General features: G+C 58.6%; 20 protein-coding genes. 5 read left to right on the top strand and 15 right to left on the bottom strand.

What is annotated here, in order from left to right:
• The first annotated feature begins 2 nt into the window (after nucleotides 1–2).
• From AC0YNU_RS12330 to AC0YNU_RS12310, 5 genes are read left to right on the top strand one after another with little or no spacing between them, the layout of a single operon-like run.
• The gene (locus tag AC0YNU_RS12330; protein WP_475756729.1) at nucleotides 3–1,577 is read left to right on the top strand and encodes an extracellular solute-binding protein; all 1,575 of its coding nucleotides are present in this window, start codon (nucleotides 3–5) and stop codon (nucleotides 1,575–1,577) included.
• Between the two features lie 23 nt (nucleotides 1,578–1,600).
• A complete protein-coding gene (locus AC0YNU_RS12325) occupies nucleotides 1,601–2,674 on the top strand; it encodes a sugar phosphate isomerase/epimerase family protein (RefSeq protein WP_475756727.1) in 1,074 nt (357 codons plus the stop codon).
• A 15-nt stretch (nucleotides 2,675–2,689) separates the two neighbouring features.
• Nucleotides 2,690–3,538 carry a PIG-L deacetylase family protein gene (locus AC0YNU_RS12320; RefSeq protein WP_475756725.1) on the top strand — a complete coding sequence of 283 codons (849 nt, stop codon included), beginning with the start codon at nucleotides 2,690–2,692 and terminating at the stop codon, nucleotides 3,536–3,538.
• 5 nt (nucleotides 3,539–3,543) lie between these two features.
• Nucleotides 3,544–4,374, top strand: coding sequence for a PIG-L deacetylase family protein (locus AC0YNU_RS12315; RefSeq protein WP_475756723.1), 831 nt, complete (start codon nucleotides 3,544–3,546; stop codon nucleotides 4,372–4,374).
• Nucleotides 4,375–4,376: 2 nt separating this feature from the next.
• Nucleotides 4,377–5,429, top strand: coding sequence for a Gfo/Idh/MocA family oxidoreductase (locus tag AC0YNU_RS12310; RefSeq protein WP_475756721.1), 1,053 nt, complete (start codon nucleotides 4,377–4,379; stop codon nucleotides 5,427–5,429).
• Between the two features lie 234 nt (nucleotides 5,430–5,663).
• Here AC0YNU_RS12310 and AC0YNU_RS12305 read toward each other — a convergent pair whose 3' ends face one another.
• The 15 genes from AC0YNU_RS12305 to AC0YNU_RS12235 all read right to left on the bottom strand — a co-directional run bounded on the left by AC0YNU_RS12305 (nucleotide 5,664) and on the right by AC0YNU_RS12235 (nucleotide 26,356).
• Complete coding sequence (locus AC0YNU_RS12305; RefSeq protein WP_475756719.1) at nucleotides 5,664–7,760, bottom strand: glycoside hydrolase family 36 protein; 2,097 nt, start codon at nucleotides 7,758–7,760, stop codon at nucleotides 5,664–5,666.
• Nucleotides 7,761–8,124: 364 nt separating this feature from the next.
• Complete coding sequence (locus tag AC0YNU_RS12300) at nucleotides 8,125–8,334, bottom strand: SDR family NAD(P)-dependent oxidoreductase (protein WP_475756717.1); 210 nt, start codon at nucleotides 8,332–8,334, stop codon at nucleotides 8,125–8,127.
• A 5-nt stretch (nucleotides 8,335–8,339) separates the two neighbouring features.
• Complete coding sequence (locus AC0YNU_RS12295) at nucleotides 8,340–9,260, bottom strand: sugar phosphate isomerase/epimerase family protein (RefSeq protein WP_475756714.1); 921 nt, start codon at nucleotides 9,258–9,260, stop codon at nucleotides 8,340–8,342.
• Entirely contained in the window at nucleotides 9,247–9,930 is a 684-nt protein-coding gene (locus AC0YNU_RS12290) for an orotidine 5'-phosphate decarboxylase / HUMPS family protein (RefSeq protein WP_475756713.1), read from the bottom strand. Before AC0YNU_RS12290 ends, AC0YNU_RS12295 begins: the two co-directional genes overlap by 14 nt.
• Before the next feature lie 25 nt (nucleotides 9,931–9,955).
• Nucleotides 9,956–10,996, bottom strand: coding sequence for a zinc-binding dehydrogenase (locus tag AC0YNU_RS12285; protein ID WP_475756711.1), 1,041 nt, complete (start codon nucleotides 10,994–10,996; stop codon nucleotides 9,956–9,958).
• Between the two features lie 410 nt (nucleotides 10,997–11,406).
• Nucleotides 11,407–12,237, bottom strand: a complete 831-nt coding sequence (locus AC0YNU_RS12280) for a carbohydrate ABC transporter permease (RefSeq protein ID WP_475756709.1) — start codon at nucleotides 12,235–12,237, stop codon at nucleotides 11,407–11,409.
• Nucleotides 12,234–13,100: a carbohydrate ABC transporter permease gene (locus AC0YNU_RS12275; protein ID WP_475756707.1), complete on the bottom strand. Its 867-nt coding sequence runs from the start codon at nucleotides 13,098–13,100 to the stop codon at nucleotides 12,234–12,236. The genes AC0YNU_RS12280 and AC0YNU_RS12275 overlap by 4 nt, the downstream gene beginning before the upstream one ends.
• 148 nt (nucleotides 13,101–13,248) lie before the next feature.
• Nucleotides 13,249–14,679, bottom strand: coding sequence for an ABC transporter substrate-binding protein (locus AC0YNU_RS12270; protein ID WP_475756705.1), 1,431 nt, complete (start codon nucleotides 14,677–14,679; stop codon nucleotides 13,249–13,251).
• A 123-nt stretch (nucleotides 14,680–14,802) separates the two neighbouring features.
• Nucleotides 14,803–15,597, bottom strand: a complete 795-nt coding sequence (locus AC0YNU_RS12265) for a response regulator transcription factor (protein ID WP_475756703.1) — start codon at nucleotides 15,595–15,597, stop codon at nucleotides 14,803–14,805.
• 3 nt (nucleotides 15,598–15,600) lie between these two features.
• Entirely contained in the window at nucleotides 15,601–17,355 is a 1,755-nt protein-coding gene (locus AC0YNU_RS12260) for a cache domain-containing sensor histidine kinase (RefSeq protein WP_475756701.1), read from the bottom strand.
• Nucleotides 17,356–17,706: 351 nt separating this feature from the next.
• Nucleotides 17,707–20,355, bottom strand: coding sequence for a GH32 C-terminal domain-containing protein (locus AC0YNU_RS12255; protein WP_475756699.1), 2,649 nt, complete (start codon nucleotides 20,353–20,355; stop codon nucleotides 17,707–17,709).
• A gap of 210 nt (nucleotides 20,356–20,565) precedes the next feature.
• A complete protein-coding gene (locus tag AC0YNU_RS12250) occupies nucleotides 20,566–23,463 on the bottom strand; it encodes a family 78 glycoside hydrolase catalytic domain (protein ID WP_475756697.1) in 2,898 nt (965 codons plus the stop codon).
• Nucleotides 23,464–23,493: 30 nt separating this feature from the next.
• Entirely contained in the window at nucleotides 23,494–24,408 is a 915-nt protein-coding gene (locus tag AC0YNU_RS12245) for a phosphotransferase family protein (protein WP_475756695.1), read from the bottom strand.
• A 32-nt stretch (nucleotides 24,409–24,440) separates the two neighbouring features.
• Nucleotides 24,441–25,580 (bottom strand): acyltransferase family protein, encoded by a 1,140-nt coding sequence (locus AC0YNU_RS12240; protein ID WP_475756693.1) that lies wholly within the window; start codon nucleotides 25,578–25,580, stop codon nucleotides 24,441–24,443.
• 14 nt (nucleotides 25,581–25,594) lie between these two features.
• The gene (locus tag AC0YNU_RS12235; RefSeq protein ID WP_475756691.1) at nucleotides 25,595–26,356 is read right to left on the bottom strand and encodes a DeoR/GlpR family DNA-binding transcription regulator; all 762 of its coding nucleotides are present in this window, start codon (nucleotides 26,354–26,356) and stop codon (nucleotides 25,595–25,597) included.
• Nucleotides 26,357–26,376 lie beyond the last annotated feature (20 nt).

Here is a 26,376-nt window from a genome sequence, read left to right as displayed (position 1 = left end):
CTATGAGAACAAGTTTGCGCACGATCGCTTTGCTCGCCCTATGCGCCGTCCCCCTGTCCGCGTGCTCCGGCAACGGCAATAACGCCGATAGCGGCAACGAGGCTTCGTCCCCTTCATCCGAAGGCAGCGCGCCGGCCAATGCGGCGGCGGACGGCCCGGTCACGGTCAGCATGCTGTATAACGACAATCCGTCCTACCCGTTCAACAAGGACTGGCCGGTGCTGGCCAAAATGCAGGAAGCGACGAACGTGAAGCTGGATATCCAGGCCGTCCCTTCTTCCGATTACGAGAGCAAGGCTCGCATCGTGCTCGGCTCCGGCTCCATTCCGGATCTCGTGACGACGGTCAGCCAATCGCTGCTCATGGAATACGCGCCGAGCGGCGTCCTGCTGCCGATCAGCGACTACATGGATAAGCTGCCCCACCTGAAAGCGAAGATCGAACAGTACGGCATCGAGGACGAGCTCGACAACTGGAAGCCGAAGGACGGCAAGCTGTACATCCTGCCGTTCATGAACGAAGCCGCGCTCTATAACCGGGCGCCGCTCGTAAGGACCGATCTGCTCGACAAATACGGGCTCAAACCGCCGACCACCGTCGACGAGCTTTACACGACGCTCAAGGCGCTCAAGGAGAAGGATCCGTCCGGTTATCCCCTCGCCAATACCGACGCGGACTCGCTCATGGGCATCTTCGGCGCCGCATGGGGCATCGAGCCGAGCTATAACGGCTTCATGTACGACGACAAATCGGGCAAGTTCGTCTATTCCTACACGTCGGACGCGTACAAGAGCTATCTGCAGTTCCTGAACAAGCTCGTTACGGAGAAGCTGGCCGATCCCGAGATTTTCACCTCCAGCCTCGATCAATGGAAACAGAAGCTGGCCAGCGGCAAGAGCTCCTTCTCCTTCTACTGGATCAGCGAGCTCGGCCAACTGAACGAGGACGGCAAGAAGAACGTCAGCCCGGACTTCAATCTCGCGCCGCTCCCTCCGATCGCCGGACCCGGCGGGGCCAAAGCCTACGCGGCCAACCGCATCTATCACGGCACGGTCATTCCGGCCAGCGCCGCGAAGAAACCGTACTTCGACCAATTGCTCGCCTATGTGGATTGGCTTTACAGCGACGAGGGCAACGAACTGATGACATGGGGCATCGAAGGCGACACCTTCACGAAGACCGGCGGCCAGGACGTGTTCACGGACAAGGTGACGAGCGCGCCGAGCCTGCAGAAGACGCTGTGGGAAGTCGGAGCCTCCAACAACAACTACACGATGCTTTTCCCGTACCAATGGTTCACGAAGGTGCTGAACGCCAAGGAAGTGGAGACGTTGACGAAGGAAGCGGAGGAGAAGGACTGGTTCCCCGCCGTCGCCAAGGTGCCGAAAATCACCCCGGACCAGATGGAAGAAGAGAACCTGGCCGCGACGGGCGTGAAGGACTATTTCAAAATGATGGAAGAGCAGTTCGTCTACGGCAAAGCGTCCCTCGACAAGGATTGGGACGGCTATGTGAAAAATATCAACGCCAAGGGCGTCGACAAGCTGCTGAAGCTCTATAACGATACGCTTCAATAAGGAAAGCGACGAGGAGGCGCGGCATGAAATTAGGCATCGACATGCATCACGGATTCCTGACCGGTCCGGCCACGGTCGAACAGGGACTGGAATTGGCGAAAGCCGAAGGCTACGAGGGCGTCTACTACAAATCGGCGCTGGCGCTCTCCCCCGGCCTCGACCGCGGCGAGTTGGACGCTGCGGCGCAGTGCGCGGCGGACCTGGGGCTGTACATTGACCTCGGCATCGGCCGGGTCAATCCATATAATACGAACGAAGTTCCGGAAGTATGGCTCCTCGGCGGCGGCGATTACAAGCTGGCGATGGAGCGGCTGATCGCCGCCAGCGCGCGAATCGGCGCCCGCGAGTTGATCGGCGTGACGGCGGGGTGGAAGGGGCAATTCAGCGGCTACCACGTGTACGACCGCTTCCGCACCGACGTCGCTTGGAGCGAGCAGCTTCGCGCGACCGGCGCGTTTCTGGGCTCGCTGGCCCCGGCCTTGCGGGACGCGGGCGTCCGCATCAATCTGGAAACGCACGAGGAGATCACGTCCTACGAAATCGTCCGGCTCATCGAAGACGTCGGCGACGACGTCGTCGGCGTGGCGCTGGACACGGCGAATGTCGTGGCACGCGGCGAAGACCCGGTCCTCGCGGCGAAGCGGGTCGCTCCATATGTACACCAGATGCATGCCAAGGACTGCATCGTGTACTTCTCCGAGCAGGGCGTCGTCCGGCAGGTCAAGCCGGCCGGCCACGGCTTCGTCGATTTCGCGGCGATTCTCGGGGAGATCGCGCGCTACGAGCCGAACCTGCATCTGCAGATCGAAGATCATAAGGGCTTGATGCACTGCGACCTGTTCGAGGAACCCTGGCGCCGCCATCATCCCGACTTGGCGCTGGACGACGTCGCCGAGCTCGTCCGCCACGCGCAGCGGTGCGAACGCCGGATCGCGGCCGGGGAAATCCCGCCGCCTGCCCTTTACGAGCAGCCGGAATACCGGCTGCAGCGCGACGAACGGCTGACGCAGGCGCGGGGACATCTGTACGGCGTCATGACGGCACTCGGCTTGCGGGACGGAGCTTCGATTCCGGCTCCCGCCAACTATCAGGCTTAAAGGAGAGAGACGACTATGGCAGAACTTACGACTGAACCCATCCGGGTACTCGTCATCGGGGCGCATCCCGACGAGCCGGATATCTATGCGGGCGGAACGGCGGCCCTGTTCGCCGCCATGGGACATGAGGTTAAATTCCTGTCCATGACAGACGGCTGCGGCGGCCATTACGAGATGAACGGCGAGGAGCTGTCGGACCGCCGGACCGAAGAGGCGCACGAAGCCGCCAGACGGCTGGGCATCGCGGAATACGAGGTGCTGCGCGCGACGCATGACGGCGAGATGTTCCCGAGCGTCGAGAACCGGCTGGAGGTCATTCGGCAGATCCGCCGCTGGAAGGCGGATATCGTCATCGCGTTCCATCCGGAAGGCGGCAAGCATACCGACAACCGGTACGCGGGCAGAGTCGTCGCCGACGCCGCTTCGTTCGCGGGCAACGTGAAGAACGTGGCCCCGGACGTGCCGATCATCGGCAAGTCCCCGCTCTTCCTGCTGATGCCGGATTATTCGATGCGCAGCCGCTACTCGGCCGACATCGTCGTCGATATCGGGGGTGAAGCGCTGGAGAAAAAGCTTCTGGCGTGCGACGCCCATGCTTCGCAATTCTACGAGTACACGCCGTGGTGCCAGGGACGGCTTGAGCAAGTTCCCGAGACATGGGACGCGCAGCGGGAATTTTTGCTGGATGGCTGGGCCTCTTTCTTCGACGCCTCGGAGGAAATGCGCGAAGCGCTCGTCCGCTGGTACGGCGAGGAGCACGCCGCTTCCGTCCGCTATGCGGAGCCCTTCGAAATCGCGGACTACGGTCCTCGGCCGTCCGAAGAAGAGCTGCGCCGGCTGCTTCCGATGCTGAGGAAGGGGTGAGCGCGATGAGCGGGACGAATGGGAATGAACAGCTTAGCGTGCTCATGATCTGCGCCCATCCGGACGAGCCGGAGATGTACGCGGGCGGGCTTGCCGCCCTGTACGCCGAGCAAGGCCACCGGGTGAAATTTTTGTCTTTAACGAACGGGGACAGCGGGCACTTCGCGCTGTCCAAGCCGGAGATCGCTTCGAAACGGCGGCTGGAGGCGGACGAAGCGACGCTCCGGCTCGGCATCGCCGACTATGCCATATTGGAAACGTCGGACGGCGAGCTGGAGGCGACTTTGGCGATGCGCAAAGAGGTCGTTCGGCAGATTCGCGCCTTCGGGCCGGACGTCATCGTGACCTTCCACCCCGACGGCTGCGTCAGTCCCGACAATCGTTATACGGGCAAGCTCGTCAGCGATGCCGTGCCTTACGCGGGGTTGCCGGGCTTCCTGCCCGAGACCCCCTGCACGAAGAAGCGAATGCTCGTCCTGCATATGCCGGACATGTCCATGCAATCGGCCTACCGTCCGGATGTCGCCATCGATATCGGCAGCGTCATGGAGAAGAAGCTGCTCGCGTGCGACGCCCACGCAACGACGTTCTACGAGCTTATTCCTTGGTTCAAAGGCACGCTGGGCGAGGTGCCGGCGGACTGGCAGGGACGGAGGCGATACTTGCTGGAAGGCTGGCCGTGCCTTGGCAGGTCCGACAAAATGCAGCCTGCCCTCGAAGCGCGGTACGGAACCGGCCGCGCCGGCGAGATCCGCTATGCGGAAGCGTTCGAGATCGCCCGTTACGGCTTCCAGCCGAGCGCGGTCGACCTGAAGCGTTACCTTCCCGTTACATGAGGATGCGCATCGGCGTGCTGGGCTGCTGGAATCCCTATCACGCAGCCGACTATCTCCGCGAAATTCGGGAGCTCGGCGGACTGGCCGTATGCGCTGCGCTCTGGGACCCCGACGAAGCGCGCGGCCGCGCGTTCGCGGCTCATGCCGGCGTGTCGTTCGAACCGGATATCGAAACTTTGCTTGCCCTCGTCGACGCCGTCGTCGTTCCTGCCTCTCCCGACGGGACGCCGGTACTCGCGATAATCGCCGCTTCCCGGGCCGGGAAGCCCATTCTGGCCGATCATCTCTATGCCGCCACGCTTCGCGAGGCACGGTCGGTCAGCTGGGAAATTCTCCGGACAGGCGTGCCGTTCGCGATGGATTTGCCGCTTGCGGACTGGCCCTTGAATCAGGCAGCGGCCCTAGCGGCGATGCCGGGCGGATGGCTGGGAGACATCACCGCCCTGCGCATCCGCAATGCCCACGCCGGGGCGCTCCGCCCCGGCGCGCTCCCCGATCGTTTTCTGGAAGGCCCGTATGGCGTCGAAGCCGACTTGGGTGCCCATGGCCTCTACTTGATGAGCCGGCTGCTCGGCAAGCCCGCCTCCGTGATCTCCGCGGCAACGAGCTATGCCGGCCATGCCGCTCCCGATAATACGGCCAGCGTCTTTACGTTCGCCTCCGGCGCGGTTGCCGTGCTGGAAGCCAGCAATGTCGCCCGCCACTCCCCGTTCGCCATCGAAATATACGGCACGCGGGGATGCTTCCTCGGACGAGCAAACGACGGCAGGCACCGAAGGCTGCTTCGGCGCTCCGACGCGATCGCCGGCGGATATCGCGAAGACGGCTCGGAGATCGACCCGCGCCTGCTGTGGGAAGGGATCGAGGATGACGGCGAACCCGTAACCCGCCGATGGCTGCGGTCGCTGTCCGGCGAAGGCGACGCGCTGCCGGGACTTACGCAGGGCGAGTCCATCTCCGAAATGTTGGACGCGGTCGAATTATCGCTGGAAACCGGCACCCGCATTGCGTTAAAGGCGCCGGCCCGACTCGAAGATCATGCCGCGCAAAGCTAGAACGATCCGACGGAGGCGGGAAGGCACGTTCTTCTAGCAGCGCTGCTATGGCAAAAGTAAATTCTCCGCATCACTCCGGCCGTTCCGCGGAGAAAGCGCAGGCGTTCCAGCCTGAACAGCAAACAGCCTGCAGTGCAGCACTGCAGGCTGTTTGTCGTACCTTGTTAATTTGCGTCATAACCATACGTCATTCATGAACGAACCACGCTGCCCGGCTTGGCATCCCATCCATCGTCAGCTCTCGCTCAGCTTGACCTCGAACACCCTTGCCGAATTCATCGCAGGCAGCCGCACGGACAAGGTGCCCGCTTCCGCGTTCCAGCGGCAATCGCCCGCATGTTCGCGCGGATAGCTCATCGACGCGGTTGCTTGTCTGCCGCGCCAAGCGGGCAGCGGAATCTCACACGTCTCGTCGGCGCTTTCGAATCGCCAGGCAACCAAGAAGATCCGCTCACCGTCCGCGAGGCCGAAGCTGGTCCAGCGGCTGTCGAGGCTCGGCGTTCCCGTCGGCCAGATCGGCAGCGAGACCGGAATCCGATCGCGGATCGATTTGTAATACGCGATGCCTTCGCGGACGAGCGCCGTCATCTCCGGCGCCAGCGCTTCGAGCTCGCCGCTCTGATGGACCCGCAGCAGAAGCGCGCTTGCCATGTTCATGATGACCGCTTCCTCGTCGCTCTTCCGGCTCGGGTACGACCAGACGGCGAGCTGCTCGGGCGTAACGGCCGAAGCGCTCGCCGCCGCAATGACGGCGTTCTTGCGGTACTCGGCCTGATCGCTGGCGGAATAGATGCTGTGCCGCTCCAGCAGGGAATAGTCGCAGCGCATCCCGCCGCTGCTGCAGTTCTCGATGACGAGCGACGGATACTTGGCGAAGATTCCGTCCAGCCAGCTCAAGTACGCTCGGTTATGTTCGAGCAGACCGTCGCCAGGACTGTCCGCGCCGATATCCGTGCCGACGCCGGCGTTAATGTTGTAGTCCATTTTGATATAGCCGACCCCGTACTGCCCGACGAGCCGATCCACGACTTCGGTGACGTAATCGATGACCTCGGGATTCCGATAGTCGAGCTGATAGCGGCTGTGGGCGATGATGCGTCTGCCGTTCCGGCAGAAGAACCAGTCGTCCGGCACCCGCTTCGCGGTCTCGCTGTTAATGCCCATCACCTCGAGCTCCAGCCATAGACCGGGCACCATCCCGCGGGCGCGGATATAGTCCATGACCGCCCGGATGCCGTTCGGGAAACGCTTGGCGGACGGCTGCCAGTCCCCGACCTCGAACCACCAGTTGCCGTCCGAGTACCAGCCGCAGTCGACGACATAATATTCGCACCCGACGGCCGCCGCGGCATCGATGCATGGAAGCAGCGTATCTTCTTGCGGATCGCCGCTGATCCCGTTCATGTAGTTGTTGTAGATGACGGGAAGCCGCAGGTTGTCCTCGTTCGGCCTGCGGATCGCCCGCCGGTAGTTCGTCAGCTCGCCGACCGCGGCGTCGAAGCCCGGCGCGCTGCCGATTGCCGCCTTCACGGAGACGAACGTTTCGCCCGGACCTAATTGCTTGAGCCAGTGGCTCTCCGTCCACGTCGGGCCGCTCAGGTGCAGGTACAGCTGGTCGTTGACGTTGCCGATCTCCCAGTGCCAGGAACCGTGATGCTCGATTTGCCAAATCAAGCCCATGCCGGATTCGTCGTTGTGCAGATAACCCATCGGCAAATGCTCGGCGGTCGACCACGTTCCCGTCGAAGTCAGCGAGATGCGCTTCATCATATAATCGTTGACGTTCTGGAAGCCCAGCTCCGGCAGCGAATTCGTCCGCCACTGCGCTTCGCCGCACCAGGTGCTGTGCGGAATCGAGAGGCGCAGCTTTCGCTCCCACGGCGCCAGCCCCTCCTTGCCAAGCCCGGTGAGCGCGAACGACGTGACGTACTCGAGCGGGATCGGCGCATGCGAGTCATTGCGAAGCTCCGTCCACGAACGAACGACCGACACGCCGTCGTAGAACTGCAAATGCATCGTCGCCCGCAAGCCCGTGCGCGCTTCCCCCAGCTCGATCGCCAGCTTCCGCCCCTGTTCGTTGCGCGTATCCGCATGCGAGAGATACTTCATCCGTTCTCCCGGATTCGATCCCGTATGCTTCGGTCCGTGATGGTCGCCTTGATTCTCGCCCGTCGCATGGACCTCCATCGCTCTGAACCGCCACTTGTAAGACGCGTTCACATCCTCCGCGTGATAGGGCAGGCGGGAAAAATGCATCAAGCGCAGCTCGTCGTAATCGCCCACCTCGTAGACGATATGAAGGTTGTTTTCCAGCACTTCAATGGTTCTCATCGTACCGTCACTCCTCGATCTTCGGCCTGTTCTTATCAGCAGTGTAGCACTGAAACGGTCGTCCCGTAATCGCTTTCAGGCATCATGGCCGAAAATCGAAAAAACCTGTCTTAAAATTGTGGCGGCTACGATACAAAAGGCTCCCGGCATCTTTTACTCCGGTTAATTAACCAAATTTCATGTCGGTCAGGACACCTCAAGCTTACACGGACACTAAAGACCGTTAGCGTCCATATTTCGGAATTTTGGCTTTCTAACGGAAATTTTTGACCATAAGGATGCGGAAGCTCAGATAAAACCGTGAAATGCTCTTCTAATGGTCATCCATGTCCGCTTCATACATGGAATGGGCAAGATGTTCTTTCTAACGGTCAAAAATGACCATTTGATGCGACCCAGCGGCAGAGCCCGTCAGCCGTTCGATCTCCCGAGCCGCCGCTTCGCCTTCCGGTTCATTGCGGTCGTCAAGCACGACGTTCGCGCCTTCGAAAGCGCATTTCAGCGCGAAGCCTTTTCCGATGCACCCGGCAGCTCCCGTAATGACGATCGTTTTGCCGGCCATCCTCTGCCCCATGCCATTCACTCCTTCGTCTTGGCTGCCCATTCCGCTAGCTTTGATTTCAGAAACGCGGCGGATTGCCGCATCTCGTCCAAACCGTTGATGCCGTCTTCGATGGAAATCCATCGGTGGAACCCGATCTCGCGCAAGTTCGCGAAGATCGCGTCATAATCGTTCAGTCCTTCGCCGATGACGCCATGCGCCAGCGCTTCCGAATAGCCTTGCAGCGAATACTCGCGCAGATCATCCAGCGTGTAGCCCGGCTTCAAGTACCGGTCGCTCGCGTGCATCGTCAAGATGCGGTCCTTCACGCGCTCCATCACGGCGAGCGGATCTTCCCCCGCGAGCAGCGCGTTCGACGGATCGAAATTCACGCCGAACCATGGAGAGTCGATCTCCCCGATGATGGCGAGGAAGAGCTCCGACGACTGCGCGAACTCCGGGTAGATCCAATAGCCGTCCTTGTAATGGTTCTCCATGACCAAGTGGACGCCGCGCTCCTCCGCATACGGAAGCAGCCGGCGAATGCCGGCGACCGTCCAGGCGATGCCGTCTTCCCTTGCCAGGCCTGGACGATTTTGCCCCGATAAGACGCGAACGCTGCGAAAATCCGCAGGGCCTAGCAGCGCCATAATGTCGATCATGCGCTTCATTCGCTCGACTTCAAGCTCTCGCTCTTTCGCGTCCGGGTTCGTGAAGTCGGGCGACGAGCACATCATCGGAATGGCGAGACCGCGGTCTTCCGCGGCCGCCTTCACGCTGCTCAGGTACGCGTCGTCGCTTGCCTTCAGAAAGGTCGGATACAACTCGAGGCCATCCACGCCGAGCGCGGCGGCCATCTCGATCCAATCGAATACCGTAATCGTGCCGTTCGTCAATTCATCCATGAGCCCCTTCGGGAAAACGGCCACCCGCGCGTCTTGCAGGTTAGGTCGCGGCATTGTTCTTCACCTTCGCCACGAGCTGCTCCAAGATTCGCTTCAGCTCGTCGCGATCCTTGCTGGGACGGAATTCCTGGCGGTCGATGACGAGCGGGGCGCCGACGACGACGAGCGGAGCGCCGAGCTTCGGCATCTCCGCGGCCTGCTCGACGGACAGCCCGCCAACGGCTTGAACGGGAATGGAGACTGCTCGCACGACCGCGTCCAAGTGATCGTAAGGACTCCGGGCCGGATCCTCTCCCCGCTCGTCGAAGGACGTATGGACAAGAATATAATCGACGCCGTTCTGCTCCAGCATCCGGGCGCATGCAACCGGATCCGGGGCGGCCATGATGTCCCCCATTACCTGAATGCCGTAATCGCGGGCCGCCCTGACGACGGCGCGAATCGTGGCCGGGTGGGCGACGCCCATGACGACGACATGCGTCGCGCCTGCCTTCGCCATCATTTCCGCTTCCAGGTAACCGCCGTCCATCGTCTTCAGATCGGCGACGATCGGATGATTCGGGAACGCCTTGCGAAGCGCGACGACGGCATGCAGTCCTTCACCCAGCAGCAGCGGAGTGCCCGCTTCAATCCAGTCGATGCCTGCTTCCACGGCGATCGCCGCCATGTCGAGCGCTTCTTCAATGGTCGTCAAATCCAACGAAATTTGCACGATTGGCTCCATTCGAATTTCTCCTCCTCGTTCTCTTCTACGCGTCAGGCAGAATGATCGATTTTGCATGCTGCAAGGCATCCATGTCGTCGAAAGCCCGCTTCCAATCCCCGATTCCGTAGCTGCGCGCCATCGGCAGCGGATCGATCAAGCCGCTGCCCATCAGAGTCAGCACTTTCTCCCACATCGGATAGTTATGGCTGAAGGAGCCTTGAAGCCGCGCCGCCTTCTGAATGAGCGGGTCCAGCGAAAATCCGACCGGAGCCGGCCCCCAGCCGATCTTCGTAATCTGCCCGCCCGGCCGAATCGCGTCGATGCTCTGACGCAGCGTCGCGCTTACGCCGACGGCATCCAGGATCACGTCGGGGCCGAAGCCGTCGCCGTACGCCAGCAGCTCCTCCACCACGTTCTGCTTCTCGGCCACGATCGCGCAGTCCGCGCCGAATTGCTTCGCGACTTCCATCCGGTTCGCGTCCCGCTCCGTCCCGATAATCGTCAGCCTCGCAGGGCTGAAGAGCTTGGCGATCTGCACGCACAGCAGGCCGATCGGTCCCGGGCCGAATACCGCGACATAGTCGCCGGGCCGGATTAGGGAATGATGGGCCACGGCATTGTAAGCGACGCAGCAAGGCTCCGTCAGCGCCGCGCGCTCGAAGCTCACGTTGTCCGGAATCCGGTGAACGATCGCCTCTCTCGTCCTGACGTACTCCGCCATGGCGCCGTTCTCCAGCACGCCGAAGCCGCGCCGCGTCGGGCATAGATTATATTGTCCGGTGCGGCAATACAGGCACGTCTCGCAGATGTATGCCGGCGTTTCGCTGACGACCCGGTCGCCGGCCTTGAATTGCTTGACCTCGGCGCCGACCGCCGCCACGATGCCCGAGAATTCATGCCCGAGCGTAACCGGGCGCATGACCGGAAACCCCTGGATGTCGTGATACATATGCAAGTCGCTGCCGCATACGCCCGCCGCCTTTACTTGAATGAGCACTTCCCTTGGCGCGAGTTCCGATGGGATCGGGACGTCCCGCACCTCGACGCTTCCGCTGCCGGACGAATAATTGACCACAGCTTTCATTGGCGCTCTCCTTCTCGACTAGAATGGGATTCCGGATTCGTTTCACAGAGAATTAAGAAAGCGTTTACATTCATAGGGGCCGTAAGGGCTGTTTGCCATTTTATTGTAACGGATGAAGTGGGTTCTTAACAGCAGGTAATCGTCTTGAGAGTCTCTGTATTTTCCTTCTTCATTGTACAGAAACAGACGGCAAGAAAGTATGCAGGAGGTTTTGTTTTTTGTAGCTTTATTTGTGCTTGATACGGGACGCTCTTACGCAAAAAGGCACGATCATGAGCGGATCCCATATGGAACCGCCGCTGATCATGCCATCATCTAATCGCTGAAAGCCGCGCTGCATCCGAACCCTCTGCGGCCTCTATCTGCAGCTTGCTTTCGAACAATTTCGCCACTCCCGTCAAGCAAGCTCCCTAACCCTTCACGGCGCCCGCCGTTATCCCCGACACGATCTTCTTGTTGAAGATGATGAACAGCACCAGCGGAGGGATGGTAATCAGCAGAATATTCGTGTAGAGCAAATTGTACTGCGAGATGAATTGGCTCATGAAGTTGTAGAGCGTGAGCTGCACCGTCGCGTTCTTGGAGCCCGGGAAGAAGTAGAGCGGATTGGTGAAATCGTTGAAGATCGCGACCGACGAAGTGACGATGATCGTCGCGTTCACGGGCTTCAGCAATGGGAAAATGATTTGGAAAAACAACCGGAGCCCGCCGCATCCGTCGACTACGGAAGCTTCGTCGATCTCTCTCGGAATCGCCCCCATGAAGCCGCGGTACAGCAGCACGCCGAACGGGAACGCCAGGGCGACCTCGACCATGATGAGGCCAAGCATCGTTTTGAACAGATGCAGCTTCTCCAGCACCCAGATCGTAGGAACGATCGCGGGAGGAATGATCAATCCCGCCAGCACGAAGAAGCTGATCCAAGGCGTAAACCGATCGGAGCGCCTCTGCATGACGAAGCCGGCCATGGCGCACACGAGCAGCAGAACGGCGATCGACAAGACGGTCAGCGTCGCGCTGTTGACGAAGGCGTGAATCAGCATGTGATCCCGGGTCTGGATCACTTCCTTGACGTTGCTCCACAGCCGGTTCGTGGCCGGCCACGCCATGCTGCGCAAGGAAGCGCCTTTCTCGTCCTTCATGGCATTGACCACGACGAAATAGAGCGGAATCCAGAATATAACGACCGAAGCGAGCACCGCTCCGGCTTCTACGCCGAACAGACGGATGCGGCGAATCATAGGTCCACCTCTCTTCGGTTCAGATAGAGCGACAGCGGGAAGGCGAGCACGGAGACGAATAAGAACAGGATGACGTTCCCCGCCGTAGCCAGTCCATAAAAGCCGGCCTGATATTGCTTATAGATGATGGAAGCGATGACGTCCGTCGCGAAGCCGGGTCCTCCGCCGGTCATCGGCCAGAGGATGTCGAAGCTGCGCAAGCCGCCGATGAACGCGAGAATGATGACCGTATTCGTAGCCGAGCGGCTAAGCGGAAGGATGATGTTCCAGAACTTATGCCAGGATCCGCCTCCATCGATCTGCAGGGCCTCGTAGTATTCCTCCGGTATGGACATGATGCCCGCGATATAGATGACCGTGGCGAAGCCGACGCCTTTCCAGACGTCCACGAAGGCAACGGACAACAAGGCATAGCGCGTATCCCCCAGCCAATCCGGCCCCGATATGCCGAGCGAAGCCAGCGTGGTATTAATCAGGCCTTCCGTCGGATGCATCAGCGTGCTGAAGGCGATCCCGACGGCGATCGTGCTCACCAAGGTAGGGAAGAAGACGACGGATCTCAAGTAGTTTTTGGTTTTGATTTTCGACGTGAGGAAGACGCCCAGCAGCAGCCCGAATACGACCTTGAGGCCGCAGGTAACGACCGCATAGACGAAGGTGTTCTTGAAACCGATATTAAGCGACGATTCCTGGAAGAACGTCTTGAAGTTCTCGAGGCCGGTATAGGTCCAATCCTGCAGCGTCCAACGGGTCATGCTGAAGAAGAAGGACATGAACGTCGGCAGTATAAAGATGATCAGGTAGATGATCGCCGCAGGCAGCAGGAAGTAATAGGAGTAGGTTCTTTTCCAAACCTTGTTCATTGCGATCCCCCTTGTAGGAATTGATCCCTAGTCTGAAGTGATTGCGGTTGACGCTGGCAATCACCCCTATAAACGTCAAAAGGACAGCATCGCGATGTCCTTTTGACGTTATTGGCATTTCAGCTTATCAGCCTACCAACCTATCAACCTACCAACCGGCGAGTCCAAGCTGCTGCGCTTGCTTCTCGACATCCTTGTCGTAATCGGCTGCGGCGTCCGCGGCCTTCTTATGGCCCGAGCCCACTTCGACCGTGATCTGCGGGAGGTTAGGCCCTTTGACCGGAGAGACGAATTCGAGCGCCGGCGCCGTATTGCCGGAATCGAAGTAAGGAAGCATGTCTTTGACGACCTGAGGCACGTCGTCCGGAATTGCCGCGCCCTTGATGACGTATGGTCCGGTCGGTTTGGATACCGTGCCGACCACGGCCATTCCTTCAGGGGAAGCGATGAAGGATACGAATTTCTTCGCCTCGTCCAGATGCTGTCCGTTCTTGTAAATGTAAGCCGCGGCCGGCATCCATACGGTCAGTCCGTTCTTATCCGCGCTGTCGCCGGGCTGAGCGAAGAATCCGATATCGTTGATGTTATCGGGATTGTTCTGCGCGATCGTCGGAATGACGAAGGTGAGCATCGGATATTGCGCTCCCTTGCCTTCGGCCAGCATCTTAAGTCCCGCATCCAGGTTAGCCGCCAAGTAATCCTTGTTCATGTAACCGGCCGTTTCTTGCAGCTTCTCGAAGCCTCGCAGCGCAACGGGCGTCGTCGCATACTTCGCTTTATTCGCCGTGTAGTCACCCGCAAAGCCCGGAGCTTCGGCTTGAATGTTATAGTAATCGGCCAGCATGATTAACTGCGACGTCCACGAGTCCTTGTAGGTTCCGATAATGGCGGTAATGCCCGCTTCCTTGATCTTCTTCGTGTTCGCCATCAATTCGTCCCACGTCTTCGGCACGCTAAGCCCGAGCTGCGCGTAGATCTTCTTGTTATAGAACCAGCCGCCGCCCATCGACGAGTTCGTCGGAGCGCCGTATTGTTTGCCGTTCATCGTTACGGTCTGCTTGAAGGAGTCGATCACGTCGGCCTCCCATGGTTCGCCGGACACATCGAGGATATTCTGTTCCGGATTAAGCGCTTGCATAAGCGAGCCTGCGTTGTAGAAGAAGACATCGTTCATATCGCCGGTCGATAGACGAGTCTTCACGAAGTTGTCGCCTTCGCTGCCGGCCGGACGAGTTTCCGTCTCGATGGTGATGTTCGGGTTCTTCGCTTGGAAGGCATCGACCAACGCTTTGGCTACGTTAACCGTATCCTGCTGGTTATCGATCAACAGCGTGAGCTTGACCTTGTCCTGCGGTTTGTTGGAATCGTTCGTCGACGGCGCATTCGCGTCCGCGTTCGAGTTCGCGTTCGATGCATCATTCGTAGCTGGGGTATTATCGGAAGACGAAGTATTCGCGGAAGATGAAGCATTGCCGTTATCGTTCGAACTGCCGCAGCCGGCCAGCAAGCCTCCAAACAACAGTACGCTCGACAGGATAGCCACGTATTTTCTCTTATTTCCCGTGCTTGCATTCGTCATGAACAGTCTCCCCCTATAGGATAATCGATCGTTGATAGAGGGCCCGGGTACCCATATCCTCATTATAAGTTCAGCTCTCTGGTCTGTTTAGTAGGTCATTTCATTGTTCGGCGTCCGTTTTTTTTAGATCGGGTCCCGATAATGCCCCGGGGTGGTCCCTGTCCATTTCTTGAATACCTCCGAGAAATGCCGATACGTATGGTAGCCCACGCGCTCGCTTACCTCGTTCACCTTCAAGCCCTTGCGAAGCAGCATTTTGGCCAGTTCCATACGGTAGCGGGTCAGAAATTTGATATAGGTCTCGCCTGTCTCTTCCTTGAACAACACGCTCAAGTAAGCCGCGTTCATCCCCACGTGATCGGCCACTTCCTGCAGCGAAAGGTCGCGGTTCACATGCTGGACGATATACGTGCGCGCCCGGCCGACCGCGGAGGTCTTCGGCACATGCCGGTCATCCAAAGCCTGGTCATCCAGATGCGCTTTCTCGAGCAGCTCCCTCTGACTCTCTTCCCACTTGCGCCGAATTTCCATCGTCTCGCGCCGACTGCCGATTCTGTCCACTGCCTTGCGCAAGGACCGCTCCACGCTCACGTCCGTAATCGGCTTCTCCAAATAATCGGTCACGCCGAGCTGGAGCGCCTCCTTCACGTATTCGAATTCGTTGAAGCCGCTGAATACGATGCAGCAGGTGTCCTCGGCTTCGCGCATGATCTCCCGAATCAGCTGCAGGCCGTCCATGCCGGGCATCCGGATATCGGTCAGCACGATATCGGGTCTCTCTTGCCTGAAGATCTCCAGTGCGGTAATGCCGTCGCCGGCCGTGCCTACCAGCTCGACCTCCAGGCCGGTCCAATCGATAAGCGTACGCAGCGCCTCGATCACGATATACTCATCGTCGAACACGACAGCTTTAAGCATCGCTTACGCCTCCTCGCGATAGGGTTTGAATTTGACTTCCACCTTGGTGCCGACGCCCGCTTCGCTTGTCATCCGGAAGACGCTGGTCTCCCCGTAATAGAGCTCGATGCGGTCCTTCACGTTCGTAAGTCCGTACCCTTTGTCGATCACCGACATATCGACGATGCCTACCCCGTCATCCTCGACGACGAACACGAGATAATCGCCTTCTTTTCTCCCCGTTACCTCGATCTTCCCCGCGCCAAGCTTAGGCTCGAGGCCGTGATAGATCGCATTCTCCACGAGAGGCTGCACGATCAGCTTCAATATCTCCATGCCCATGATCGATTCGTCGATATCCGCATGATAGGTGAAGCGATTGTTATACCGAATGTTCTGGATCGTCATATAATGATCGATGTGCTGCAGCTCCTTATAGACGGGAATCGTCTCTTTGCCCTTATTCAGGCTGAGCTTGAAGCTCTCGGACAACGAAAGCGCCATCTGGGCGGCCTCCTGATTCTTCTGCAGGCGGGCCATCCAATAAATCGAATCCAGCGTGTTATATAGAAAATGGGGCTTGATCTGCGCCTGGAGCGCGCGCAGCTCGGCTTCCCTCTCCTTCAGCTCCGAATGGACGAGCCTCGCGGACAGCTCCTCGTTCTCCGACGAGATCCGCTTGAACGTCTCGCCGATCGTACCCACTTCGTCCTGCGGAAATTTGCCGCCGAACTCCCGCACGCCTTTGTTCCAATCGACCATCATTTTCTTGATCTGAATGAGCGGCTTCGTGATCGTGCCCGAGATGATGACCGAGAGCAGCAGCGCCACCAGCGCGATCAAGGAACCGATCAAGGTCGTCGCCGTGCCGATCCGATTCGACTGCTTCAGCAGCTCCTTCTTCTTCATCAGGTGGAGCAGCGTCCAGCCCGTCGTCTGGTTCCGATACTCGCTGACGAGGTACCCTTGCTCGCGCAGCTTGTTCTCCGCGCCGGTCAAGCTGCCCGCCATCTTCGGCAAATCGAGCGGCTTCTCCTCGGGATAAACCACCTTAAGCGCATCCTGCGAGGAATCCACCGCCATGAACAGTCCGTTATTATGACTCTCGCTGAATACGCTGCCGAACATCGTCTTCGATAGATTCACGATCAGCAGGCCGATCGTTCGGCCGTTCGGATCGCCGGAATCGCGGAACAGCTTGACCGTCGAGAACGTATTGGGCGCGTCGCCGAGCACGTTATAGTCGAAGAACACCACTCTGCCTTTGGCGTCGACGGCGCGCTTGTACCAGTCCGTCGCTTCGATGTCCCGCTTCTTGGTCGGCGTCTCGTAGACGCCCGCGTCGTCGGATTTGCCGAGACAATAGGTTTGGTAATAGAGATCCAGCACGCACAGCGAGTTGACATAACGCGAATCGTACGAGTCGCTGTTGATGACCCACTGCAGCCGGCTGCTGGTGGTGGCGTTCATCTCGCTCTGCTGCACGCTCGTATTGATCTCGCTATCCCGCAGGTCATTCCGAATCTCGTCGTTCAAGACGATCGAGCGATTCAAGCTAATGATGTTGCGGAACAACAAATCGGCCACTTCGCTGGACGTCTCCAAATGGTCGATGTTCGTCTGCGAAATGGTACGCGTCAGCGTATCCTTGGCGATGTTGAAGGAAATATATCCGAGGAGAAACAGCGGAGGCACGGCCAGCAGGATCATGGCGGCCATGAACCGGCTTCGGACTTTGCGGAATCGGAACGGGGATAACAGCCTTGATGTCCATCTCATGAGTCCAACGACCGCCTTCTGTAGAGTATCGGTCTGACCTTGGAGGTCGCGCCGCGTTCGCGCTTAATTACACCATCGTAACGAATCGGAAAAGCGGCGGATAGTCCGAGTTTCATAGAATCGATGTCCGAGATGATTGGATACGGCTTCGTCGCTAAGTATCGCACCCGAAATACTAGTAAGCGCTTGCAAATCTATTTGCTGTTAATCTATTAGCCGCTAATAGATTGTACCTCCAATAGTGTAATGGAGGAGGAATAATTTCGGCAAGCCGCAGCCCGGCCGTTCGCAAACTAAAAAACCTTGACGGCCCAGAATGCTGGCCATCAAGGTTCGATGCGGTGGAAAGAGCTATAGATTCATGGCCCGAAACTCGATCAAGTGCCTGCCTTCAATCTCGGCTGGAATCCGGCTTACCGGATTGCCGTCGCATGTCATCGCGAACTCCGTACCCCAGCCATGGATCACGATATCGAATTCGGCCTTCCGATAACGAAGCTTCTCTACGCGAAGATCGCGCAGCGTCTCGGGAACGGCCGGAGCGAAACTCACGCCTTGCTCTCCGTACTCCAATCCCAATACGCCCAAGAAAAAGTAGGATATAAACCCGGCGGCATGCCACAATTGCCCCGGCCAGCGCCAAGCCTTCCCGGTCTTGTAATCGATCGCTTCATAGAAAGTCTTATTCATTACGCTGCTTCGCGTCTGCTGCGCAATGAACGTCATCAACAGATCGAGCCGCCCTTCCCGCCCCGCGGCTGCCGCCATGCCGCTCGTCCATACGACCCAAGCGGAATTGCAGAAGTGGTTGGTCTCCGGGCGATAAGGAAAGACGTTGACCCCGAACTCGTTCATCGCCACCTCGGGCAGCCGATTCAGAATGCTCCGCCGCTGCTCCCCGGTGGCGACGCCGAAGCGCGGCCACAGCGCGAGCTCCTGCCCGGCGGATTCCCAGTAGCCGTTCCGGTAGCTTTCGCTGCCGATCGGACCGCTCGTGAAATAGCCTTCCTCCTTCTTCCAATACTGGCTTTGAATATTCCGAAGAAGAAGCGCTCCCCTGTCTGCCCAATCCTTGACTTGCCATTCCGGCTCGCCCATATGGAATCCCATGCGGGACATCGCGCGGAATGCCTCCATGAAATACAATTCGGTTGCAAGGGCGAAACCGCCGCATTCGGGCTCCGGAAAAGCATCGTTGGAGGTCGATTGGTCGGCCGGAATCAAGCCCTGCTCCGGGTCGAAGCTCTCTTCAAGCTTGGCGATCCTTGCTCTGAGACTCTGCCAGGTCTCCTGAATCAACGACAGATCGCCCGTTGCCAAATAATAATCCCAGATGCCGACGATGGGCATCGCCGTGCCGTCGACGCCGTTATCGAAGCCGCCGCTCGTCGTAAAGAGCAGCGATCGTCTAGCGCCTTCCGGGTCCAACAGGTTCCCCATGCGAATGGCGACATGCGCGGTATCTCTGACCCATACGCCGAAGCCGTCGCCGGGGCCTTGGAATTGCCCGGCGGTCCACATGCCTTCCTCGCCGGGACGGGCAAACTCTTGCGAGCCGCATCGGTAGAACACGTCGGCTGCCAGGCGGTACGCCGCGTCGATCGTCGCATGGCCCGTGCGGATATCGGGCAGCTCCGCGATTCCCGCTTTCGGATGCCACACATTGCCGCGATCGATGACGCGCGTCATGTCGCTCCACTCGGTTCGACGCCAAATAAATTCTTCGATCGCGCGGGTTGGGGAAAGAATCGTATCGCGATCAGGAACGTAAGCAGGCGGCTCCCCATAGACAATGTCTTCGATGCGATTGTTATAGATCGTGTAGCTATCCGAACGGTAGATGATCGTATCGTCCTTGACCGCTTCATTAATCAGCAGCTCTTCATCCTCAGTCGGCCATATGCCGCGAAGGCCGAATACCTCGACCGAAGCCGCTCGTGCTTTCCCTTCCCGGCAAGACAATCGAATTTTCCACTGATCATATTGCGGGTCTACAGGCAGGCTTATGGCAACCTCGCCGTCGCAGGCGAAAAGCTCCAAGGATACTCGATCCAGCAGCAGCTGAAGCTTCAGCGTTCCGCTTCCTTGCGTCAATGGAGCGATTACGCCGCCGCATTGGATCGTTTGCCGCCCCATGTCCACTGCGATGTCGATCCCGTAGAGACCGACTTCTATCTGACTATCCGCATCCGTCTCGAGCTCCAGCAGCACTTCCAACAAGTCCGAATAGATATCATCCGGCTCGTCTGCTGCCGGCAGAATACGAATGCCCGGCCATTCGTCCGGACCGATTCGGAAACGCAGGCTCTCCTCGAAGCTTCGCGCGGCATCGATTTCGATGTCCGACCAGCTTCTCTGCCAGACGCGCAGGTTTTGCAGCTCTTGGACCGGCGCAGCCTGAAGCTTGATTCCGCTCTCCGTCTGCCGTAATTTCAACTCCACGGGAACGAGCAGCCGTTGATTGGACGGGATCTGCGGATCATGTTTTCCTTGGGTCGAACCGATAAGCAAACAGCGGTTATCGTCAGTCTTATGCGTCCATAATTCGGAATGGCTTCCATGCCACAACGCGGCGCGATCGCTCTCGGCTACGAAAAGCTGCTCCTCCATAGATCCGATCGAATACGAATGATCCTCATGAAAGCAAAGCCATTTCGTTTGTTCCTTATCGCCTTCGACCGACAGCTGCGTGAAACGGGACGCGAACTCCCTTTCGTTATTCCCGGTTGGCGTCTGCCTTCCATTGCCATGGCCATTACCATCGCTGTCGCCATCGTCTTCCGCTTCGCGCCAGTGGACCAAATCGCTGCTGATCGCATGGCCGATCCGCTTATCCGATGCTTGATTCTCGTAGCAATGACGTTCATACCGCAGATGCCAACGTCCATGCTCGCGATAGAAATCGATCGGTTCGCCGATCCAGCCCTTTCGCGTCGTAAAGTGGAACTGCGATCGTACCCGGTCCAATTCCGCTGCAGCCGTTCTCGGTTCTGTTTCCATGTCGCACCCCTCGGATGATGGATTATCTTCCCCAGCAATTCCCTGCTATGAAATATCACTAGTATACTATCACAATTCGGATAGACAAGCCGATCGAAATACGTTCCGAAACAGCAAAAAATCCCCAAACCCGTCAAGCGTCTGGGGATGCGCGCTTACTGTGAAGTACGTCTGTCGTGAAGTGCGTATAAGGTGAAGCCTGGTTCCTGCTTAACCGATTGCCGTTAAATCAGCTAGAATCGCATCGAACTGTGCGACCGTCATATTGGACATCGGGTTTTCGAAAACCTGCCGCAAGCTCAGCTTCTTAATGAAGAGCAGGGACGGACCGGCAAACGCTTGCGGAATATGGTTCTGCAGCACGCCGGCTGCCGCTTCGTCGCTCAACAGCTCTTCGAGCTTCGTCTCGGCATTGTAGCGATTGCGGAAAATATCCCCGTTCTCATAGGCGAAACGGTAGAGGCCGGAACCGATATCGAGCTTCGCGCCCTCTGCCGTATCGGAGACGGAGACGATCCCTTGGGCCGTTCCGATCGGCTGACCGCCCTCCGTTAGACTCGCGATCGTCGCTCCGCGCAAGATCACCTCCGCCGTGCAATTGTCCGGAATCCGCACCGTGACTTCAATCTGCTTCCCGTTCTCGATGCTCCAGCCTGCTTCGATCCGCCCATACATCGATTGATGTGAAGTCCGCGCATACGTCAGCTTGTTCATGCCGAACATCGGCTCGATCCGGATGCGCTTGAAGGCCGGCACGGCCGCATCCATATCGAGACCGGCCACCTTCCGGTACATCCAATCGCCGATCGCTCCGTATGCGTAATGGTTGAACGAATTCATATCGTCGCTCCAGAATGAACCGTCGTCCTTGATGCTGTCCCAGTGTTCCCATATGGTCGTCGCGCCTTTGGACACGGAATACAGCCAACCCGGATAGCTGGTCTGCAGCAGCAGCTTCACGGCCGTATCGTGATAGCCGTTCTGCGATAGCGCGAAGCACAGATACGGCGTGCCGACGAAGCCGGTCGTCAGATGGTAGCCGTTCTCGGCGATCAGCTCGTTCAGCTCCCGGGCCACCCGGCCGCGAACATGCTCTTCCGCAAGATCGAACATCAGCACGAGCACGTGAGCGGTTTGCGTCGGTGCCGTGATTCGGCCGTTCGGCGATATGAATTCGTCGCGGAATGCCTGCACGACCCGTCGGTGAAGCTCGCCATAGCTTTGAGCCTCTTCCATCCTGCCGAGCGCTAGCGCGGCGTCCCTCACGATGCGCGCGGAATAGGCGTAATACGCCGTTGCCACGAGTTCTCTCGGCGTCGCTCCGATATAGCTGTTCTCCTTGGCATCCAGTCCGAGCCAATCGCCGAAATGAAAGCCCGTGTTCCACAAATATTCGTTCTCGCCTTGCGCGCGGATGAACGCCACCCATGCTTTCATGCTCTCGAATTGCTCGGCCAGCAATCGCCGGTCCCCGTAATATTGATAGACCGTCCAAGGACAAATGACGGCCGCATCGCTCCAGGCAGCCGAGTTCGCGCCGCCGATGACGTCCGGAACGACGAACGGCACGCCGCCGTCCGCATGCTGCTCCGCCTTCAAGTCGCGCAGCCATTTGGTAAAGAACGGCGCCCCTTGGTAGTTGAACAAAGCCGTGCTGATGAACACCTGCGCGTCGCCGGTCCAGCCGAGTCTCTCGTCGCGCTGCGGGCAGTCGGTAGGCACATCGAGGAAATTGCCCCGCTGTCCCCACTTGATGTTCGCTTGCAGCCGGTTCACCATCTCGTCCGAGCACTCGAACGCTCCGGCCGGCGCCATGTCGGAATGCATCACTTCCCCGACGAAAGCATCGAGCGGCAGCCCGTTCTCGGCGCCGGGATAACCCTCTACCTTGACGTAGCGGAAGCCCATGAACGAGAAATGCGGCGCATAACTCTCTGTCCCTTCTCCTCTAGCCGTGTACGCGACCCGCTGTTTGGCGGAACGAAGATTGCCGAAATAGATGTTCCCGTCCTGACCGAGCACCTCCGCATGACTCAGCACGATAGTGGTTCCGGCAGGCGCGGTAAGGGAGAATCGCATGCGGCCGACCATGTTCTGCCCCAGGTCGAGCACATGATCGCCGGCCGGCGTAACGAAGCTTGCAATCGGGCGGATCGTCTCGGTCACCCGCGTCGGCCAATTTTCCTGCGCCACCAGAATATCCATTGGCAGGTCGAGCGTTTCGGCTCGCTTCCAATCGTCCTCGGCGAACTCCGGTCCATTCCAACCGGCTAGCTCCAATCTCGCATCGTAAGTCTCGCCATGATAAATCGTGGCATACAGAATCGGCCCCGTCTCCGCTTTCCAGCTCTCATCGGTCGCAAGGACGGTTTCCGAGCCGTCTTGGAAAGTGATATGAAGCTGAACTAGCGCCGCGCGATGCTCCCCGTATCGAAAGTTCTTCCCTTCGAAGCCCAGGCCGCTCTTGTACCAGCCGTCGCCGAGCTGGACGCCGATGGCATTGCTCCCCTGCCGCAGCAGCGCCGTCACGTCATACGTCTGATATTGAAGCCGGCTCGAATAACTGGTCCAGCCTGGAGCGAGCGCATCCTCCGATACGGTCTCTTCATTCACATACAGCTCGTAGACGCCGGCGGCCGTCGCATAGATACGCGCCGAGGCGACTTCCTTATGCAAGTCGAAGCCTTTGCGCAGCAGGAATGACGCTTCCGACTGCGGATCGATCTCGCGCGTATCCGGCGTAATCCAGCAGGCCGTCCACTCCCGGCTGTCGAGCAGGCCCGTCTCGAACCAGGACGTCCCGCTCCATTCGGATTGCTCGCCGGCTTGGTTCCATGCCTGCACTTGATAGAAATACCGGGTACGAGATGCCAGCTTCGGTCCGTCATAGGACAGCTGAATCGAATCCTCCGACTCCACCCGTCCGGTATCCCAGAGCGGCGAGGCGAAATCCCCGTCGCTGCCGGCAACCCGGATCCGATAGGCGCTCTGCAGCGTTCCGCGGCGGTCCGATTCGATTCTCCAGCTGAACCGCGGGCGCTCCGCTCCGATGCCCAGCGCTTCGGCCCGGTACTCGCATGTCGCGTCTTTCACCATGAACAGTGCCACGAATGACAGCCTCCTTTTTGGTTGACCGGGTCAGCTCGTTAACGACAAGAGAAATTTCCGCATATTCCGATAGGCGTCGTCCCAGCCCATCTTGGCAAAGAAACGAAGTCCGTCCAGTCCCTTGAAATAGCTAGCGCCGATCATTCGTTCGTCGAAGTCCGGTATGTAAATGCCCATTCGCTCGTTGTGCTCCCTGTAGGCTTGCACGACATCCAATTCTCCGGACATGATTTTCAAGGTGGCCACATCGACGAGAAAGTCGCCATAGGCGCAATTGCCGTCAATAATGCCGGTGATTTGCTTGCCGTTCGATAGAATATTCCAAGGGGAAACGTCGCCATGGATAAAATGCCGGTGCGGTTCATTGAAGGCCGAATAGGCCAACAGCCGCTCGCGGCACTCCGCTGCCACATCCTTCTCCAAGCCGGGAATATCGTACCACCCTTCCCAGAAGCCGGTCTGCTCTTCGGCAAAGAATGCGGCGACATAGGCCCTCCATGTCGGATAGGTGCCCATGCCGTCGGGCTTGATCCAGCCATAGCCGCCGGAATCCCCCACATCGATACGGTTCATCGCAGTCAGCATGCCGATCAGCTCCGGAAGCTGGTCGGCTTGCTCCGAGGCGGTGCAGTCAACCAGATTATGACCGGGTATCTTCTCCAGGATCGAATACGCCAGGCTGCCTGACTTGCCTTGCCCCAAGCATCTCGGGAACGGAATGCCGTGCTTTCGGAGCAGCTGCGAGACGAACGCTTCCGTCTCGTACGCATGCTCCATATCGCTGAATTTAATGATGTATCCCTTGCCTTGCAGGCTGAAAGCGAATACGCTGCTTAAATTCCCGCCGTTCACGGGCGCGATCGCCGTCGCGCCTTCTCCGAGATGACGGCTGATCGCGCTTTCGATTTCGGCGGCTGCGATCGGCGGTTTCACATGCGCGGTCATGGGCTGTTTCCTCCTTCAGTAGCTCTCGCAAGTCAATCGAGCTTAAGCGGTTCATTGCCCCGAGCGGTCGGCGTAAGCGTCGCGGGACGCTTTGATTTCTTCGTAATGAGGTCCCTTAACTTCATGATCGGTACCTCGAAGTAGCGATGGACGACGAAGGTAAATGCAATCAACACGATGAGCGCGAACAGGAGCAGATACATGCTGTGGGCGACGCTTGCGGTCGTATTTTCCTTGCTGAACCAGACGAACAGATTCCAATGGAACAGGTAGTAGCCGTAGCTCTGGGCACTGACGAACCCGATGAAGCCGCGCAAATGCGGAAGCCGTTCCATGCGCGGAAGATGCGTTTCGGTGACCGCGATCAGCAGGGCGATCAACAAGGATACCACGCTGAACAGCAGCGTCCGGTCGAACCAGGAATGATCCATCGTTTGCTCCGCTATCCCCGTATACACCAAGTACCCGCTGAAATAAGCCAGTCCGAAGACGGCGATCAGCAAGGACCATTTGCCGGTCAGGTATTTCCGATAAAATGCCGCATGGTACGTCTTGACCCCTGCCAGCAGGACGCCGAATACCAAGCTGTCGAGACGCAGCGGGATTTGCTTGCGAACCCCGTAATCCCACAGCGGCTGGTTGTTGTGGACTTCGAGCATTCTCAGAATGGGGAAGAGAAGAACAAGAAGCGCCGAGATCGCGAAGAAGGCAGCCGGTTTATTGCGGAACTTGCCCGCCAGCAGCAGCGGAACCGGAATCAGCAGGTAGAACCATTCCTCGATCGATAGGCTCCATGAGATCGGCAGGAAGGACAGATGCCCCTCGTCGAAATTTTGCAGGAAGACCAGATTCGTCAAATTCATATGGTGGTTGAAGAACAAGTAGGTCGTCACGACCGCGAGCAAATATAACGGCAAGGTTCGAAACCAACGACGGACATAGAAAGTGCCGAGCCGGGACAAGGACCCGCGCTCCACGACCTCCTGCAGCAAGATCCGGCCGATCAGAAAGCCGCTCAGGACGAAAAACAATTCGACGCCCAAGTAACCGGTCACGTAATTGAGCGGATTGAAATCATGATACGACATGAAGAAGAAGCCGAGCCCATGGCAGAACAAGACGAGCAGAATGGCGCTGCTCCGGATGAGATCCAATCCGGCATTACGTTCCATGACCTCACGCTCCTTCAATCCGGCAGCTGAATGACATTGATGGATCGGCGCCGCAGCTGCTGCACGTATTCGGCAGGCGTATGCGCGTCCGTGATGAGATGATCGATGCGGTCCCAACCCGTAATCGTCGTAAACGCCTGCGTATTGAATTTGCTGTAATCGGCCAGCAGGTACACATGCTCCGCCATCCCGACCATCTTCCGTTTCACCCTGGCCTGCAGCTCATTCGATTCGGAGATCCCCCGCTCCATATGGACGCCTTTGCAGGAAATAAACGCTTTGTCCACGTAATACTCTTCCAGCGACTGCTCCGCCAAAGGACCGACGAAGGAGAGCGAGTTCGGAACGAGCGTGCCGCCCGTGCTGATGACGATGACGTTCTTCTTCTCGCTGAGCACGAACGCGACCTTCAGCGAATTCGTCACCACCGTCAGCGGGATGTCGGGCAGCTGCGAGGCCAGATGCCAAGCCGTCGTGCTTGCATCCAGCACGATACGCTCGTTGGGTTCGACGCACGCTGCGGCTTCCGTGGATATATACTGTTTCTCCGCGACGTGAACCGTCTCTCGGAGCAAGTAGGGGGTTTCCGTCTGCGGCCCGATCCGGATCGCGCCGCCATAGCTGCGAAGCAGACGGCCTTCGCCTTCCAGCCGGTCCAGATCGCGGCGTATCGTTTCCTCCGTCACCTTGCACAATTGACTAAGCTCGGCAACGCGGATACTTCCTTTCTCGTTGACCATCCTTAGAATGTACTGGTACCTTTCCGCGACGAGCATGATCTTCCCCCCTGCCTAGG

The sequence above is a fragment of the Paenibacillus sp. J31P316 genome (assembly GCF_056269105.1).
This window is presented reverse-complemented; position numbering and strand designations above follow the sequence as displayed.

Excerpts from the sequence above, each read along its gene's own strand:
- AC0YNU_RS12305 (WP_475756719.1), bottom strand. The coding sequence starts at position 7,760 with ATGAGAACCATTGAAGTGCTGGAAAACAACCTTCATATCGTCTACGAG.
- AC0YNU_RS12275 (WP_475756707.1), bottom strand. The coding sequence starts at position 13,100 with ATGAACAAGGTTTGGAAAAGAACCTACTCCTATTACTTCCTGCTGCCT.
- AC0YNU_RS12295 (WP_475756714.1), bottom strand. The coding sequence starts at position 9,260 with ATGCCGCGACCTAACCTGCAAGACGCGCGGGTGGCCGTTTTCCCGAAG.
- AC0YNU_RS12310 (WP_475756721.1), top strand. The coding sequence starts at position 4,377 with ATGCGCATCGGCGTGCTGGGCTGCTGGAATCCCTATCACGCAGCCGAC.
- AC0YNU_RS12300 (WP_475756717.1), bottom strand. The coding sequence starts at position 8,334 with ATGGGGCAGAGGATGGCCGGCAAAACGATCGTCATTACGGGAGCTGCC.
- AC0YNU_RS12235 (WP_475756691.1), bottom strand. The coding sequence starts at position 26,356 with ATGCTCGTCGCGGAAAGGTACCAGTACATTCTAAGGATGGTCAACGAG.
- AC0YNU_RS12325 (WP_475756727.1), top strand. The coding sequence starts at position 1,601 with ATGAAATTAGGCATCGACATGCATCACGGATTCCTGACCGGTCCGGCC.
- AC0YNU_RS12260 (WP_475756701.1), bottom strand. The coding sequence starts at position 17,355 with ATGAGATGGACATCAAGGCTGTTATCCCCGTTCCGATTCCGCAAAGTC.
- AC0YNU_RS12330 (WP_475756729.1), top strand. The coding sequence starts at position 3 with ATGAGAACAAGTTTGCGCACGATCGCTTTGCTCGCCCTATGCGCCGTC.
- AC0YNU_RS12320 (WP_475756725.1), top strand. The coding sequence starts at position 2,690 with ATGGCAGAACTTACGACTGAACCCATCCGGGTACTCGTCATCGGGGCG.
- AC0YNU_RS12290 (WP_475756713.1), bottom strand. The coding sequence starts at position 9,930 with ATGGAGCCAATCGTGCAAATTTCGTTGGATTTGACGACCATTGAAGAA.
- AC0YNU_RS12255 (WP_475756699.1), bottom strand. The coding sequence starts at position 20,355 with ATGGAAACAGAACCGAGAACGGCTGCAGCGGAATTGGACCGGGTACGA.
- AC0YNU_RS12245 (WP_475756695.1), bottom strand. The coding sequence starts at position 24,408 with ATGACCGCGCATGTGAAACCGCCGATCGCAGCCGCCGAAATCGAAAGC.
- AC0YNU_RS12315 (WP_475756723.1), top strand. The coding sequence starts at position 3,544 with ATGAGCGGGACGAATGGGAATGAACAGCTTAGCGTGCTCATGATCTGC.
- AC0YNU_RS12240 (WP_475756693.1), bottom strand. The coding sequence starts at position 25,580 with ATGGAACGTAATGCCGGATTGGATCTCATCCGGAGCAGCGCCATTCTG.
- AC0YNU_RS12280 (WP_475756709.1), bottom strand. The coding sequence starts at position 12,237 with ATGATTCGCCGCATCCGTCTGTTCGGCGTAGAAGCCGGAGCGGTGCTC.
- AC0YNU_RS12285 (WP_475756711.1), bottom strand. The coding sequence starts at position 10,996 with ATGAAAGCTGTGGTCAATTATTCGTCCGGCAGCGGAAGCGTCGAGGTG.
- AC0YNU_RS12265 (WP_475756703.1), bottom strand. The coding sequence starts at position 15,597 with ATGCTTAAAGCTGTCGTGTTCGACGATGAGTATATCGTGATCGAGGCG.
- AC0YNU_RS12270 (WP_475756705.1), bottom strand. The coding sequence starts at position 14,679 with ATGACGAATGCAAGCACGGGAAATAAGAGAAAATACGTGGCTATCCTG.